The sequence below is a fragment of the Bordetella tumulicola genome, assembly GCF_965138755.1.
Classification (GTDB): Bacteria; Pseudomonadota; Gammaproteobacteria; order Burkholderiales; family Burkholderiaceae_B; genus Bordetella_A; species Bordetella_A tumulicola.
Genome location: NZ_CBCSFP010000013.1, coordinates 122001 through 138183, shown reverse-complemented (window position 1 = coordinate 138183; position 16183 = coordinate 122001). Strand labels below are relative to the sequence as shown.

The 16183-nt window shown below is 61.0% G+C and carries 12 protein-coding genes; 2 read left to right on the top strand and 10 right to left on the bottom strand.

Annotated elements, in window-relative coordinates:
* The first annotated feature begins 11 nt into the window (after window positions 1-11).
* Window positions 12-584, top strand: a complete 573-nt coding sequence (locus ACNAZS_RS23560) for a DUF4142 domain-containing protein (protein WP_415792964.1) — start codon at window positions 12-14, stop codon at window positions 582-584.
* A gap of 71 nt (window positions 585-655) precedes the next feature.
* On the opposite strand, the gene ACNAZS_RS23555 is transcribed toward ACNAZS_RS23560, so the two are convergent.
* The 8 genes from ACNAZS_RS23555 to ACNAZS_RS23520 all read right to left on the bottom strand — a co-directional run bounded on the left by ACNAZS_RS23555 (window position 656) and on the right by ACNAZS_RS23520 (window position 8162).
* On the bottom strand, window positions 656-1414 hold the full coding sequence (locus ACNAZS_RS23555; RefSeq protein ID WP_415792963.1) for a slipin family protein: 759 nt from the start codon (window positions 1412-1414) through the stop codon (window positions 656-658).
* Window positions 1411-1872, bottom strand: a complete 462-nt coding sequence (locus tag ACNAZS_RS23550; RefSeq protein ID WP_415792962.1) for an NfeD family protein — start codon at window positions 1870-1872, stop codon at window positions 1411-1413. Before ACNAZS_RS23550 ends, ACNAZS_RS23555 begins: the two co-directional genes overlap by 4 nt.
* Before the next feature lie 11 nt (window positions 1873-1883).
* Window positions 1884-2906 (bottom strand): SDR family oxidoreductase, encoded by a 1023-nt coding sequence (locus ACNAZS_RS23545; RefSeq protein WP_415792961.1) that lies wholly within the window; start codon window positions 2904-2906, stop codon window positions 1884-1886.
* Window positions 2848-3477, bottom strand: a complete 630-nt coding sequence (locus tag ACNAZS_RS23540; RefSeq protein WP_415792960.1) for a DUF2244 domain-containing protein — start codon at window positions 3475-3477, stop codon at window positions 2848-2850. The genes ACNAZS_RS23545 and ACNAZS_RS23540 overlap by 59 nt, the downstream gene beginning before the upstream one ends.
* Window positions 3478-3487: 10 nt before the next feature.
* A complete protein-coding gene (gene ctaD, locus ACNAZS_RS23535; protein WP_415792959.1) occupies window positions 3488-5065 on the bottom strand; it encodes a cytochrome c oxidase subunit I in 1578 nt (525 codons plus the stop codon).
* Window positions 5066-5207: 142 nt separating this feature from the next.
* Window positions 5208-6194, bottom strand: a complete 987-nt coding sequence (locus ACNAZS_RS23530) for a lysylphosphatidylglycerol synthase transmembrane domain-containing protein (RefSeq protein WP_415792958.1) — start codon at window positions 6192-6194, stop codon at window positions 5208-5210.
* Window positions 6187-7395, bottom strand: coding sequence for a cardiolipin synthase ClsB (clsB, locus tag ACNAZS_RS23525; RefSeq protein WP_415792957.1), 1209 nt, complete (start codon window positions 7393-7395; stop codon window positions 6187-6189). Before clsB ends, ACNAZS_RS23530 begins: the two co-directional genes overlap by 8 nt.
* Window positions 7392-8162: an endonuclease/exonuclease/phosphatase family protein gene (locus tag ACNAZS_RS23520; protein WP_415792956.1), complete on the bottom strand. Its 771-nt coding sequence runs from the start codon at window positions 8160-8162 to the stop codon at window positions 7392-7394. Before ACNAZS_RS23520 ends, clsB begins: the two co-directional genes overlap by 4 nt.
* Before the next feature lie 282 nt (window positions 8163-8444).
* Here ACNAZS_RS23520 and ACNAZS_RS23515 point away from each other — a divergent pair, with 282 nt between their 5' ends.
* Window positions 8445-11516, top strand: a complete 3072-nt coding sequence (locus ACNAZS_RS23515; protein WP_415792955.1) for a PAS domain S-box protein — start codon at window positions 8445-8447, stop codon at window positions 11514-11516.
* On the opposite strand, the gene treY is transcribed toward ACNAZS_RS23515, so the two are convergent.
* Entirely contained in the window at window positions 11478-14099 is a 2622-nt protein-coding gene (gene treY / locus ACNAZS_RS23510) for a malto-oligosyltrehalose synthase (RefSeq protein WP_415792954.1), read from the bottom strand. The two genes, ACNAZS_RS23515 and treY, sit on opposite strands and share 39 nt — an antisense overlap.
* Complete coding sequence (malQ, locus tag ACNAZS_RS23505) at window positions 14096-16183, bottom strand: 4-alpha-glucanotransferase (RefSeq protein WP_415792953.1); 2088 nt, start codon at window positions 16181-16183, stop codon at window positions 14096-14098. The genes treY and malQ overlap by 4 nt, the downstream gene beginning before the upstream one ends.

Sequence of the window (16183 nt, the reverse complement as noted above, 5' to 3'; positions counted from 1 at the left end):
AGGGGAACGATATGAGTCCTTGGAAAATGACCGCTATCGCGGCGGCGACTGCCGCGATAGTCATCGGTGGCATTCAGGCATACGCTTCGTCGGTCGCCCTGGATAATCAAGACCGACTTTTTATGGAAGCCGTCATTCGAGCGGGCTTGTTTGAGCTGAGATCGGGAGACCTGGCCCTGCAACGGGCCTCGAGCGAGGACGTACGGGCCTATGCTCGGGCGGTCCTCGGCGATCAAGCTGCGGCCCGTGCACAATTATTAGCGGTTGCCGCCGCCAAGTCGCGTGCCGTGCCGAGCGTGGTGGGCGCAGGGCAGCAAGCTGTGCTGGCCGAGTTGAAGAGTGCCCCGACAGCGGCGTTTGACGCGCTGTATCTGGAGAAAGTAGCAGTCCAAGGGCAGTCAGCGGTGGTGGCACTGTTCAAACGTGCGGTGCGTAACAGCAACGATCCAGATATTCGAGCCTACGCTGCCAACGTACTGCCTACACTGCAGCGTCGCCTGGAGGAGGCACGGACGCTGCAGGTCGGGTTGCGTTGGACCGTCATCGCGGAGAATGCAGCAAAGACGGTCGAAAACCAACCCTAGAATGAAAATCTGGCAGCCCAGCGGGTCGGCAAGCGGTTGCGTCGTGGATTCTGGCGCGGCCTGCCGGGCCGCTATTGCGGATTGTCTGACCGCTCGAATATGCGTTGCAGTAGATCGATGGGAACGGGAAATACGATGGTCGAACTCTTGTCGCCGGCGATGTCATACAAAGTGGACAGATAACGAAGTTGCATGGCTTCGGGTGTGCGGCCCAATACGCGTGCGGCCTCGACCAGTTTTTCGGCGGCTTGCTCTTCGCCCTCGGCGTTAATGATGCGCGCACGACGGTTGCGTTCGGCTTCGGCCTGGCGGGCAATGGCGCGCACCATACTTTCGTCTATATCCACATGTTTGATTTCTACGTTGGCGACTTTGATGCCCCAGTCTTCGGTTTGCCGGTCGAGGATTTCCTGAAGGTCGGCATTCAGCTTGTCGCGCTCGGACAGCATCTCGTCCAGGTCGTGCTTGCCCAAGACGGACCGCAGTGTCGTTTGTGCCAGTTGACTGGTGGCTTCCATGTAGTGTTCGACCTGAATCACCGCCCGATCAGCGTCGACGACCCGAAAATACAGTACGGCATTTACTTTTACCGATACGTTGTCCCGCGAGATGATGTCTTGCGTGGGAACATCCAGCACGATGGTGCGTAGCTCGACCCGCACCATTTGCTGTATCGCCGGGATCAGTATGATCAGGCCTGGCCCCTTTACGCTAGTGAAGCGCCCCAGGGTGAAGACAACGCCGCGCTCGTACTCGCGCAGTATGCGGATCATGGATATGGCGAGCAGTATCAGCAGTGCCGCCACGATGATATAGGCGATGAGAGTCATGGGAGTTCCTTTTGGGTCAGGTCCGCGGCGCGTACGTGGAGGATGAGCCCCCGGCGCGATACGATGACCGCGGGCTGGCCGCAAGCCAAAGGTATATCGGCGTGCGCCTGCCAGATTTCTGCGCCAGCGCGCACCAGCCCTTCGCGCCCTTGCCAAGACAAGACTTCGACGGACTCACCGGGCTGGGTGCTGTGGTCGAAATTGACGCGCCGGCGCTGGGCGCGTCGTACTACCAAGGCAATCAATACCAGCAGCAGAGCGCCGATGACAACCGTGATCGTTACCAAAGGTACCGACACGGCAAAGTCGCCGGCCTGCGTGTCGTATAAAAACAGAGATCCGGACGCAAGTAATGCCAAGCCGGCGATGCCAAGCAGTCCCAGAGCGGGAGTGAGCACCTCGGCGACCATCAGCGCGATGCCCACCAGCACCAGGATCAGGCTCGCCGTAGGGGTCATAGACAAAGCCGTTAGTGCCAACGTCGACCGCGTGCCGCACCGATGACAGTGCCGCAGAGCAGAGCCGCCGCGCCTGCCCACACCAGGCCGCGGCCGCCGGTGGAAAGATGGGCGTACACGCTGCGTTTGCGCACGTGCGGTACGTCGACACCTTCACGGCCCGTGTCGCCCTGTGACGGAGTGCCGGCGTCGTACAGCGCATCGGGGCGCTCGGTAGCGGCCTTATCGCTACGCTGGTGACGGATCAGCCAACCTGCCATCCGGTCGGATAGCGAGGGCATACGTTGACCCATGGAGGACATGGCTTTTGACGCGCTGCCTACGTAAATGTCACGTCGCGGGTGCTGCGCGGCGTATAGGATGGCGCGCGCGACGGTCTCTGCTGCATAGAGCGGCGGCGGCAGGCGAGGCTCTACGTCCATGTAATTGCGGGCGTGTTCGGAATAGCCGGTGGCAATCGAGGCCGGCTTGATCAGGGTGACGGACACTGGCGCGCCTTCCGTTTCGAGTTCCATGCGCAGCGCGTCGGTATAACCCTTGACGGCGTGTTTCGATGCGGAATAGGCCCCTTGCAGGGGAATGGCGCGGTCCGATACCTCGCTGCCTATGTTGATCAGCGCACCGCCTTGTTTCTTCAGATGTGCGACAGCGGTGGTCGAGCCATATACGACGCCCCAATAATTGGTTTCGAACAGCTTGCGCTGATCATCCATCGGCACCTCTTCGAGGCGTCCGAAGATGGATACCCCGGCATTGTTGACCCAAGTGTCGACGCGGCCGTAGTGTTCGATGGCGGTGTTCAAGATGCGATCATGGTCGGCCTCGACGCCGACGTCGGCCTGCACGGCCAAAGCGTCCCCGCCTTCAGCGCGGATACTGGCGACGATCTCGTCCAGGGCCTGCTGGTTGCGGCAGGCCAGCACGACTTTGGCACCCTCGCGAGCAGCCATTCGGGCTGTGGCCAGGCCGATGCCACTACTGGCGCCGGTGATGACCATGACCTGATCGTGTAGTTTTTTCAATCGGACGTACATTTGGATCTCCCGTGTAGCGCGCGTTCGTGCCCTGGCACGATCCCGGAGGGCCACGCCAAGGCAGCGAATGTCGCAATTCGCTCTCGATATGGCGGCGCCGTTCGGTCGGTACATGGCGAGCCAGCCGCAGGCGAACAGTGCCGTAGTGCAGCCAGAGTGTGTCTGGCGCTTCAGGCAGTCGCACGAGCCGTGCCCAGTTGCGGTTGAAGACATGACGCGTTGCGTCGCTTCCTGTGTAAACGTCCACGACCATGCGGCCATCGGTCAACAACGTCACCGTTTCTCCATCACGGACGTGACGAGCAAAGGACAGCGTGGCGCCCGCGATGAGCGCGATCTCGAGGGCGCCGTAGAACGCGACCAGCCATAGACCCCGCCAACTGAAGATCAAGCTGATCAGTAGGGCGATTCCCGCGGTGCCTGCCATACCCAACAGAAACTGACGCGGCGTGACGCAACAGTTGCGTTTCAGTTCCCAGTGCCGCTCGACGTCGGTCGATGTAGCGACGACGGTGTCGTCGCAAGGGCGTGTCGACGCCGGCACACCCCGGAATAGATGGCCCAATTGCATGAGTATCCGCCTAGTGAATATCCGGCGGAACCGTAAAGGTGTGGTGCGGGGCCGGCGAGGGCACACTCCATTCCAGACCTTCGGCGCCTTCCCAGGGCTTGGCCGCAGCCACGGTGCCTTTGCCTCGATAGCAGGTCAACATGGCATACAAAAATAAGAGCTGCGACAAGCCGAACCAGAATGCCCCGATCGTCGCCACCTGGTGGAAGGTCGTGAACTGCGCGGCGTAGTCAACGTAACGACGCGGCATACCGGCCAAACCCAGAAAGTGCATGGGGAAGAACGTGACGTTGAACGAAATCAGCGTGGACCAGAAGTGGATTTTTCCCAGTTTCTCGTTGTACATGCGGCCCGTCCACTTGGGTACCCAATAGTAGGCGCCGCCAAACAGCGCGAACAGCGAACCGGCCACCAGCACATAATGGAAGTGCGCGACCACGTAATATGTGTCGTGCACCTGAATGTCGATCGGGGCAATCGACAGGATCAGGCCGGTGAAACCGCCCATGGTGAACACGAAGATGAAGCCGATCGCGAACAGCATCGGTGTTTCCAGACTTAACGACCCCCGCCACATGGTGGCCACCCAATTGAAGACTTTTACGCCGGTGGGAACGGATATCAGCATGGTGGCGTACATGAAGTACAACTGACCGGTGGCGGGCATGCCGGTGGTGAACATGTGGTGCGCCCATACCAGGAACGACAGCACCGCAATGGCCGCCGTGGCATAGACCATCGAAGCGTAGCCGAACAGCTTCTTGCGCGAGAAGGTAGGCACGATCATGGATATGATGCCGAACGCCGGCAGGATCATGATGTAGACCTCGGGGTGGCCGAAGAACCAGAACACGTGCTGATACAGCACAGGATCGCCGCCGGCGGCGGCATTGAAAAAGCCGGTGCCGAAATGGCGGTCAGTCAGCACCATGGTGACCGCCGCCGCCAACACCGGCATTACAGCGAGCAGCAAGAAAGCGGTGATCAGCCAGGTCCAGCAGAACATCGGCATTCTCATCAGGGTCATGCCCGGCGCACGCATGTTCAGGATCGTGACGATGATATTGATGGCCCCCATGATGGACGAGGCCCCCATGATATGCAGGGCGAATATGGCCAAGTCCATGCCCGGACCCATTTGCTCCGACAGTGGCGCGTACAACGTCCAGCCGGCGGCGGTGGCGCCGCCCGGTACGAAAAACGATGCCGTCAGCATCATCGCCCCGACGGGCAGGAGCCAGAAGCTGAAGTTGTTCATGCGCGCAAAGGCCATGTCCGCCGCACCGATCTGCATCGGGATCATCCAGTTGGCAAACCCGACCAGCGAGGGCATGATCGCGCCGAAGATCATGATCAATCCGTGCATGCTGGTGAACTGGTTGAACAGTTCGGGTTGGAAGAATTGCAAACCGGGCTCGAACAGCTCAGTGCGCAGCAGCAGGGCCAGTACGCCTCCTTCGAGCAGCATGACGAACGAGAAGATGAGATACATCGTCCCGATGTCTTTGTGATTGGTCGCGAACAGCCAGCGCCGCCAGCCGTGCGGCGCATCGTGTTCTTGGGGAGTATCGTGAGTCAGAGTGTCCATGTCGCATCCTGTACAAGGGGCGGGCCGGCGCAAGCGGCAGCTATTGCTGCCGCGTCGCCCGGTGATCTGATCTGATAACCTTCATTGAGCGCTCATAAAGCTGACTTTTTCCTGAATTGAAACGGTTGGATGCACGTAGTGTCTATTTCGTGTGGATCGCGCGGTCGTTTGGAGATTTTCCGGGACGGGCTTCGAGCACGGCGTACATCACCAGCGCCAAAGCCAGAGGCGCCAAGTAGAACGTGGCGCGATAGGCCAGTAGCGTACCCAAGACTTGTACCTGTGAAACTTCGGGCGCCAGCATGGCGACGAAGACCGCTTCCAGCACACCGACACCGCCGGGTATGTGAACCAGCGCTCCGGCAATACTGCTGAGCAGCAGCGCGGCCAGCACTTGTGTATAAGACACCTGCCTTTCAAACAGCAGATACAGAATGCCGGCGATGGCGCCCCAGCAGATGACCGATAACACGGACTGCAGCAAGGCAACGCGCACGGTGGGAATCGGGATGTGACGCCCGGCCACGCGCAGGTGCCGGCGGCGCGAAAATGCGCTTAGCGAGAGATAGCCCGAGGCGACGATCAGCATGAGGACGCCGGCTATCTGCAGCATGGTCTGGCTCAGATGCCACGCGGCGGGCGCCTGCCGTAGCGCGAACAGCACACCGAACAACCACAAGTAGCCTAGCCAGTTGGTGAAGATGCTCATCGCCAACACCTTGGAAATTACGGATACCCGCAGTCCCTGCTTGCCGTACAGGCGAAAGCGCAGGCCGATCCCGCCCACCAAGGCTCCCAGATTAAGATTGGCCGCGTAGCTGACGAAAGCGACGGCCATGGTTATCCCGGTGCCCAGTTTGTGTCCGGTGTAGGCGCGGCCGATCAGGTCGAACGCGGTATAGGCCAGGTAGGCTACTGGCACCAGGCAGGCGCTCTCCAGCAAGGCTGAGTTGGGTATCTCTTGCAGTTGGCGCCAGACCTCGTGCCACTGAACGTCGCGCGCCAACTGCACCAATAGCGCGATGGCTGCCACCATGAATAATCCAGTCCAGACTCGCCGTGTGCGCTTCCAGAAGTGGCGCATACGACGCCAGGTGGAACGCAGAAACGAGCGACGAAATTCAGTCATGGTTGCGCTCGTTGGTGGGTGTTGAGGTGCGGGAGGGATCGATGCTTTGCAAATGCGCACGGCCAGACGGCAGCATCGCGGCCCACGCGGGAAAATGGCGCAGCACGTGATAGATCGCCACCCCGAACCATAGACGGCGCAGTACACGTTTTACGCCGTGTCGCGGCATGATACGGCGGCAGTGACCCTGGATCAGTTTTTCCAGCGACGCGCGAAGTTCCGCCGTAAAGGCACCGTCGCGCGTCACCACATTGGCCTCCATATTCAGGGCCAGGCTGAGCGGATCCAGATTGCTGGAGCCGATGGTGGCCCACTCGTCATCGATGCAGGCCACCTTGCTGTGCAACGGCCGCTCGCAATATTCGTAGATCATGACGCCGGCCGACAGCAGGTAGTCGTACAGGGTGCGGGCCGCGAGCTTTGCAATCGGCATGTCGGGTTCGCCCTGTAGTATCAATCGTACACAAACGCCGCGTCGCGCCGCGTTGCGCAAATCGCGCAGCAGTCGGTAGCCGGGAAAGAAATAGGCATTGGCGACAATGATGTCGTGTCGAGCGATACGAAAACCGGCACGGTAAGAGCGCTCGATGTCGTTGTGGTGGCGGTCGTTGTCGCGCGTCAGGAACAGCGCTGCGCCTTGGCCTTGGGGACCATGCGAAGTCTTCAGGCGGCGGCCTAATCGTCGTTCCTGTCCACCATGCACTGCCGCGTAGGCGAAGTGACGGATGTCTTCGACAATGGGGCCGTGCAGTTCAGCCGCATAGTCTTGCTTGGCTTCGGGGCCGAAGTCGCCAAGATGGTCCTCCGAATAATTGATGCCGCCGACGAAGGCTATCTTTTCGTCCACCACCGTTACCTTGCGATGCATGCGGCGCAGCGCGTTAACACGAAAACCGAGCATTCTGGGGCGCGGATCAAAAATATGGAAACGCACCCCGGCTTCGGTCAGGCCGGCGATGAAGGCGTCGTCCAGGCAATCGGAGCCGTAGCCATCCACGGTAAGATCGATCTCAACACCGCGACGCGCTGCGTCAATCAGTACTTGGCGTAATTCCTGTCCGACTTTGTCGTCGAACAAAATAAAGGTTTCCAGCAGGATTTCCGTGTGGGCCGCGCGAATGGCGTCGAACACGCGGGGAAAGAATTCCTCGCCGTTTTCCAACAAACGTACCGTATTGCCCTGGCGCCAGGTGGAGGTCATAGTCGTACCTCGGCCGCGAGCGGCGCATGGTCCGACAGATGGCGCCAAACCCGCGACGCCAGGGCCACCGGACGAGCCGAGATCACGTTTCGCACATAAATGCGGTCTAGCGCCAGTAACGGGCACCGGGCTGGAAACGTGCGCGGCTCGCGCCCCAGCGTGCTACGAAACACGTCGCGCATCGAACAGTCCGTCAGCATGTCGCTGGCGCGCCGACGCCAGTCGTTGAAGTCGCCGCCGACCAGCACGGGCGCGTTGTTATCGATTTTATTTACCAGCGTGCACAATTGATTTAATTGGGCACGCCTGTGCGCTTCGCGAAGGCCCAGATGCACACAGACCACATGCATATCGTCGGCCACGTCGGGGTGGCGAACTTGACTATGCAGTATGCCGCGACTTTCATGGGTGCCCACCGAAACGTCGTAGTTGTGGTGCTCAATGATCGGCCAGCGCGAGAGCACCGCGTTGCCGTGATCTCCCTCAGGATAGACCGCGTTGCGCCCGTACGCGAAGTCGCTCCAGAGACTGTCGGCCAGGAATTCGTATTGCGAGGTCGCGGGCCATGCCGCCAGACGTCGTGCATGGCGGTGGTGTGAGCCGATGACTTCCTGCAGGAATACGATGTCAGGTTGTGCATCGCGCAGGGCCGAGCGCAATTCGTGCAGAATGAACCGTCGATTGAAGAGCGTGAACCCCTTGTGGACGTTGACCGTCAATAATTTGACTGTGGCGCTGCCGCGAGCGTGCGCGTCCTGACTTGGCATGTGGCTCTCCGATATGCGTAGCAGGAAAGTCAGGCAAAAATCGTGCCCGACGTTTCTGAAGGGCGGCGCGTGTCGCGTTGATTTACTTTTTACCGACAGGCGAAAAATGTTCGTCCGCTTGTCTCCATTGAGGTAGAGGATCGGGCATGCTGTTTGCTAGCCGACCTAGGTAGTAGGGCGTTGCGTGGTGTTACGTTGTTTCTGGCGCAATCCAGGCATACTTGAAAAAATGTGGTAGAAAAACGTGCAGACAGTCTCTGCCGGTTTGTGTACGAGGGCGTAATGTTCACCAAGCACGATCAGGTGTGCAATCCTTGGGCCGATACGCGCGCTCGCCTCGAAGAAGAGCGCATCATGCTGCAGCGCATTGCGGATGGCGTGCCGCTGCCCGATGTCATCGACCATGTGCTGCGTGCCGTTGAGCAGCAATCCAGTGTGTATCTTCGAACGTCGGTCATGTCGGTCGACGACGCTGGCGTCCGTTTACGCCATATGGCAGCACCTACACTGCCCGCAGAGTTCCTGGCGGCTATCGATGGCGTACCGATTTTGCCCACTGCGGCATCGTGGGGTGCCGCTGCCCATTCCGGTACGCCCGTGTATGTCGATGATGTTGCCACGCATCCCCACTGGAGTCCCTGGCGCGAGCAGACCCTTCGGCACAATTTGCGAGCGTGTTGGGCCACACCCATCAAAGGCACTGACGGTCGGCTGCTTGGTGTGTTTTCGAATTACTACGATGTCGAACACATGCCGACACCGCGAGATATCGACGCCATGGCAGTGGTGGTGCGCACTGTGGCGCTGGCTATCGAGCGTCATGGCGCCTTGCAGGCGCTGCGGGAAAGCAGCGAGCGTTGGCATGGAATTTTCCAACGCATGCAAGAAGGCTTCTTTCTGATTGAAGCCATGCGCGATCAGCAGGGCGTGATCACGGACTTTCGGTTTCTCGAGGTCAACCCGGCCTTTGAGCAGCAAAGTGGCCTGCATTCCGGCAATACACTGGGCCATTCGCTGCGCGAAATAATATCGAACATGCCCGAGCAGGTCATGGAAACTTTCATCCACGTGGTGGAAACAGGCGTGTCGGCACAGTTCGAACTAGCCGCGCCCCATCAGGGTCGCGATGCCTGGTACGAGGCGCACGTGCATAAAGAAGCGCAATCGGACAGGATCACGGTGCTGGTGCTGGATATTACGGCTCGCAAGGCGGCCGAGAGCGAGCTTTGGGCGGAGCAGCATCGCAAGAATTTTCTTCTGTCCGTGGTCGATCAATTACGCGAAATTCATCAGCAGGTCGACATTGAGCATGCTGCATGCGAGGCGTTAGGCCGATACTTGGGTCTGAGTGTGGTCGCTGTTCTTGAGTTCGACGTGGGCACCGATGCAGCCCGCGTGGCGACACATTGGCTATCGGAGCAAGCGAAGGCCGAAGGCGAGGGCATTACCGCGGATCAAATAGGCGATGAGTATTTCCAGGCGTATGAAAACAGTCGAACGGCGTATTTGTCGCCTTTGCTGGCGAGTCAGTCGGGCGAGGCCGGTCCGATAGCCATCGCCATTCCATTGCGGCGCTGGGGGTGGCCCACCGGGATGTTGTACGTGAAATCCCATATCGAGCGTCGCCTGAAAGGGCCGGATACTGCGTTTGTGGAGGAGGTCGCCGAGCGCCTGTGCGATGCCGTCGAGCGCTCGCAGTATGCCCGTGTGCTCGAGCAACGCGTCGAGTCGGCCATCGCCGAGCGTGATCGGATCTGGCGCCTGTCGCCCGACTTGCTTGCGGTGGCGAACGCACGGGGACAATTTGTCAGTGTGAACCCGGCCGTGCGAGCGATTTTAGGTTGGACGCAGGAACAGTTCCTGGCGATGCCTCTGGGGGATCTCGCTCACCCGGAAGATTTACCTCACATCAGAGACAACCTGCTGCTCAACGAGGAGGCCGGCCAGAAGGTGCGGCACTTGGAAAGCCGGTTGTTGAACAAAAGCGGTAGTTATAGCTGGATCACTTGGACCATCACATGGGCTCACGACAGTTTCTATTTGGTGGGCCGCGACGATACCGACTTCAAACTGCAGGCCGAGCAACTGCGCCAAGCCCAGGCGGCGTTGCTGCAGTCGCAGAAGATGGAGGCCGTGGGCAGGTTGACCGGTGGGATCGCACATGACTTTAACAATATGCTGCAGGGGATCAGCGGGGCGCTGTATCTGATTCAGCGCAAGGTGGATACCGGCAAGTACCATGAAGCCAATCGCTTCATTGCGACGGCCATGGATTCTGCCGGTCGCGCCGCACGTCTGACCGAGCGGTTGTTGAGTTTTTCGCGGCGGCAGCCGCTCAATCCTAAGCCGCTGGACATGGCAGCTACGTTGGCCTCGATGGAGGACCTGTTTCGCCGTTATACGGGCGAGGGTATTACGCTGACTTGCCTGGCCGAGCCCGGCCTGCATATCGTCAAGTGCGATTCCAATCAGGTCGAGAGCGCGTTGCTGAATTTGGTCATCAATGCCTGCGATGCCATGCCGGATGGCGGTCATTTGACGGTGCAGGCGGTCAACACCCAGCTCGACGCGGACTTTCTGCACCAGTATCCCGATGTGCGGCCGGGCGAATTCATCGAGGTGCATGTCAAAGACCAGGGACACGGAATGCCGCAAGAGGTATTGGCGCGCGCCTTCGAGCCATTTTTCACGACCAAGCCGATGGGGGAAGGAACCGGTCTGGGTCTGTCGATGATCTACGGCTTTGCGCGACAGGCGGGCGGACTGATCACGATCGACAGTGCACCTGATCAGGGCACGACGGTTCGTCTCTACCTGCCTCGCTATGAAGGGCCGCCGGCGAATTCAGCGCGTCGGGCGGGTCGCAATGCCTCTGAGATTGATAGCCTACCCGCCGACGCGGTGATCGTGCTGGTCGAAGACGACACCAATGTGCGCGAAATGATACGCGAAAGCTTGATGGCGATGCCGGTGCGCGTTTTGACCGCGTCAGACGGTGAGGCGGGTGTGCGTCTGTTGGCCGATACCCAGCAGGTAGATTTACTCCTCACCGACGTGGGTTTGCCCGGCTTGAACGGCCGCCGGGTAGCGGATATCGCGCGCGAATCCCGTCCGGAATTGAAGGTGTTGTTTATGACGGGCTACGCCGAGAATGTCGTGGACGGTAGCGAATTCCAGGGTGAAGGAATGGACGTTATTCTGAAACCGTTTTCGGTGGGCGAGTTGATCCGACGGCTTCGTGGGATGCTTGAGCAGAATGTGTCCGACGCGTCGGCGCTGGATGGCTTATCCCGGTCAACGCGAAGCCGGTCTGCCTTAAGCGAGCCGGACACTGACGGGCCCGTCTTGCAGTAGTTGGGCGAGATCCAGGCAGCCATGGACATCGGGACGTAGCACGTCGTCGTTGTACACGTCGCGCCAGGATAGGCGCGTCAACCCGGTCGGTAGGCGTATGCGGGTGTCTGCCCAGAACGCGAGCGCCTGACTATTTTGCGTCGGCTGAGCCAGTCTCAAGGCACACAGACGTGGCACCACCACCAGCAAGTGCTGATCTTCATGGCTGCGGACGAAGGCCAGTACATGGACGGCCTGCGCGCCATGCACGGACAGTGGCAGATACGAGCCATGCTGGAACAGTAACGGATAAGCCGCGCGCCGTTGCAGCAGGCAGCGGATGAGGTGTTGCTTTATCCGCCCCGATCGCCAGCCGGCTTGCGTGAGGGTGTCGCCACCCGTAATCGACGCGGGAGCATTAATCAGTGCGGCCATCCGGGTCTCATAGTTCACAGGATGGCGATTATCGGGATCGACCAGACTGAAATCCCAGAATTCCGTGCCTTGGTACAAATCCGGCACACCTGGCACGGTCATGCGCAGGGTCGTCTGGACCAGGCTGTTGACCAGACCGGCGGGCGTCAGGCGCTCGGCAAAGGCAGCGATTTCACCCAGTCGCGGCGGGTGTGTGTCGGTTGGCTCGCGTAGGCGGCTCAAGTACTGGTCGCAAGCCGATTCGTATGCCAAGTTATGTTGGGTCCAGCTGGAGTGCTGCTTGGCTTCGCGCACGGCTTTGCATTGCCAGGCACGTACGCGATCCAGAAAATGGTCCACGCCTGTTGTATCGGCCGGATCGAGCTCTGGCGGCCAGGCGCCCACGAGGGTTTGCAGCAGCATGTAGCGATCTGCCGCCGTTGGCGGATCGCCTGGCGGTCCCAGCCATTGTTGGACATGGCGTAGCCATTCAAGCGGTGCCTCTGTCAGCACGGCCAGGCGAGCCCGGACATCCTCGCCGCGCTTGTGATCATGGGTAGCGGTGGCCAGCATGGCGGCGGGAAAGCGGCGTGCGCGAGCCGCGCAGGCACGGTGAAAATCAGCTACCGATAGAGCGAACTGATCAGGTGACGCGCCGACTTCGTTGCGTGACAGAATGGGGCCGTAACGATAAAACAACGTGTCTTCGAGCGCTTTGGCTGCCAGTGGCGGCGTCAACTGCTGGAATCGGCGCACGGCCACGCACGCGTCGTCTTGGGCGGTGCCGCCGGCCAGCCAGCGATCGATCTGCTCCAGCAGTTCAACGTCGGCCTGCGACAGGGCGGGGCCCGGCAAATGCCGCGCCCGCGTTGCCGCGATCTGGCAATAGGTTTGATCGGATGCGTTGCGACCTTGCGGATCAGCATAGGTGCGATACACCGGAAAGGCGGCCAGCAGGCGGGTAAGCACGCGGTCGATGGCGTCTTCGCTCCAATCGCGTGTTTCCAGTGTTTGTCGCGCAAGGCGCAAAAACGCGCGCACCAGCGCACGGCGCTCGGCCGCGAAGTGGCGCGACAACATGTGCAGGCGCACCCCTTCAAGCTGCTGGGCCGTGGGCCGGGCGTCTTGTGCCAATACCTGCCACGCCGGGATCAGCACGGACGCGGCAGCAGGGTCATGCAGCAGCGCGCCTGCCTGATCCATGAAGTCATAACCTGTTGTGCCATCGATATCCCAGCGTCCATCCAGGACTTCTCCGGGAGCCAGGATTTTCTCGACGATCAGGTAAGGATCACGCGGCAGCCCGGCGGCCATCCGATTTTGGCCGTGAGCTGTCAGCGCTGTGCGCAGTTGGCGGCAATAGCCGATCGGGTCGGCTAGACCATCGATATGATCGATACGCACGCCATCAATCAGCCCCTCGGTATAAAGCCGCAGTGTCAACGCATGCACGGCCTTGAACACCGCGGGTTGTTCGACCCGCACGCCCACCAGTGTGTCGATTTCGAAGAAGCGTCGCCAATTGATTTGATCGGCGGCTGTGCGCCACCACGCCAGCCGATAGTGCTGTCGTTCCAGTAGTTGATGCAGCCGGGTCAGGCCTGCTTGGTCGGCGGGGTCATGCGATTCACGCAAGGTGCCGGGTGCCACCTGAACGGGTTCGGTACCTGTGGCCAACGGCAGGCGGGTGCCCGCAACATCGATGACGTAGGTATCGGTGATGGCATCGTATCTCAGTTGGATATCGCCGGCCCGCAGGCTGACGCCATACGGTTGTGCTAATTGCGGCAGCAGCAGTTTGCCCTGCAGCGCGGTATCCGCCGGGTGCCAATCGATATCGAACCAGTCGGCGTAGCGACTGGCCGGCCCATGGGTTAGTACATCGCGCCACCAGAGATTGGCGCAATCGGCCGCCATGTGGTTGGGCACGATGTCGACGATCAGTCCCATGTCGTGACCACGTAGGGCGGCAACCAACTGCCGTAGGGCGGCTTCTCCGCCCAACTCGGGATTCACCCTACTGTGATCCGTGACGTCGTAGCCATGCGTGGACCCGCAGCGTGCGGTGCTGAGCGGTGAGATGTACAGGTGGCTGATGCCGAGTTGTGCATAGTAGGGAACTTGCGCGCGTGCATCGTCCAGTGTGAAGCCGGCGTGCAGTTGCAGTCGGGCGGTGGCGCGTGGCGTCATGGCGCGCTCCGGTTGGCTTTGATGGCCTGGATGCGGGCGCGTAGCGCGGGGTCATGCAGCAGACCGTACTGCATAGTTGGCAAGCGCTGACGCCAGTTGGGGTGCTGGGCAATGGTACCGGGCAAGTTGGGCTGCTCGGCGATGGCGGCCAGATCTTCCAGTGGCGCCAGCATCAGTGGCGCTGCAGTGGCCGCCACGAAGCTTAGAACAGCTGTGATCGGTGGGTCGCTCGGTGGGTCGTTTCCACGTACTAAGCCTGCTGCGCGCAGGCTGGACCACAAAGCCGTGCGCCGGGCTTGGCATAGGCGCTCAGCGTGTGTGCCGTCGGGTTCGCGGTACAGCCGTTCGCGCCAATAAAGATCGCGGCCTTCCCACCACCCACGCACGGTAGGTAGATCGTGGGTGTCGGGCATGGCAATCGCGTCGCTTGGCCAGCTCTGGGGAGGCAGGAATGCTGGATGGCCGTGGGATGACGATACCGCCGACAACGGTTCGGTCTGAAACCACAGCACGCTAGTGCCCAGAATCCCGTGCTGCGCCAGTTGATCGTTGAAACCGGCGGGGACGGTACCCAGGTTTTCTCCCACCACCAGGCTCTGGTGCCGCCATGCTTCCAGGGCGATCAGCCGAAGCATATCGTCCAGCGGGTAGCGCAGGTAGGCGCCCGCGGCCGGCGTTGCGCCGGGCGGCACCACCCACAGACGTGCCAGGCCCAGGATATGGTCAATGCGTATTCCGCCCGTGCTGGCCAGTACGGCGCGCAGCATTTCAATGAAGGGACCATAGCCGCGCTCGCGCAACGCATACGGAGAGAACGCGGCCAAACCCCATTGTTGCCCTGTCGGGTTGTGGAGATCGGGGGGAGCGCCGATCGACAGACCTTCGATGATGTCGGCCTGCTGGCTCCACGCGTGGCTGCCGCGCGGATCTGTGCCCACGGCTAGGTCGGCAATCAGGCCAAGACGCATGCCGGCATCGCGGGCATTGGCTTGCGCGCGTTCCAGGCTGGTGCGCGCCAACCATTGCGCAAATATGTGAAAGCCGACCTCGCGCTCATGGGCCGCGCCGAAGCCGCGCGTCCGCGATGATCGTGGATCGCGCAAGGCATCGGGCCATTTTCGCCAATCGGTGGTGTGGCGAGCATGAAGAACTTCGAACACCGCGTGGTTCTGCAGCGCGTCGCCACCTGCCTGACGAAAGCGCGCATAGGCCTCGCGCGGAGCCAGTGCCGCGCGGTCGAAGCTGTCGTATAGCTTGCGCAACAATGCAAGCCGCAGCGTGCCTGCGGCTTGCCAATCAATCAGTGCGGCCCGCTCTAGCGCGGCTGCGCGGCCGTCGCCATCGATGGCTGCCATGGCAGTCCGTACTTCGTCAGCACGGAATACGGCGCCCGGGTCGGCGTAGAGCACATTCAGAAATAGCCGACTCGACGGCGAATAGGGGCTGCAGGCGCCCGGCTCGGCGCTAAACATGGCGTGTACCGGGCTGATAGCCAGGGCATCGGCACCCAGCCGGGCCGCATCGCCGGCCAATTCACCCAGCGCACCGAAATCGCCATAACCTCCCGCTGCCGGATGGCGGAGCGGGTCAGCGTGACGCAAGCTGTAGATTTGCGCCGTAATGCCCCAAGCGCGCGGAGGATCCTGCCGCAATAGTTGCTTGGGTGTAGGGCAGCGTGACGGTGCTACGGCCAGCCTGCACGAATAGCCGTCCAATTCAAGGTGGTGGTAGCCGGGGCTGTCTGGCACGGGCACGCTGAGGTGGTCGTCATCGCGATTAGTCTGGCCCTCTGCGCAAGTGCCATTTTCGTATTGGATACGGTAACGGCGACGACGCACGCCCGGTATTCGCAGGCGACTACCGGTGGTGACGACGGCCAGTGCGGGCGGCGTGGTTACAGGTTCGCTCAAGGCGGACAAGCTATCGTAGGTTTGTGCCGGCGTGTCGGCAGGCAAGTGCATGGCGCGCAGTACGGCGCGCAGCGTATCGGCAGAGACACCTCGGGGCTTGCCACTGGCGTCTGTCCAGCGCGTTGCCACGCCAGCGGCTTCTGCCAGCTCGGTCAGGGGGTCGGCGGCGGACAT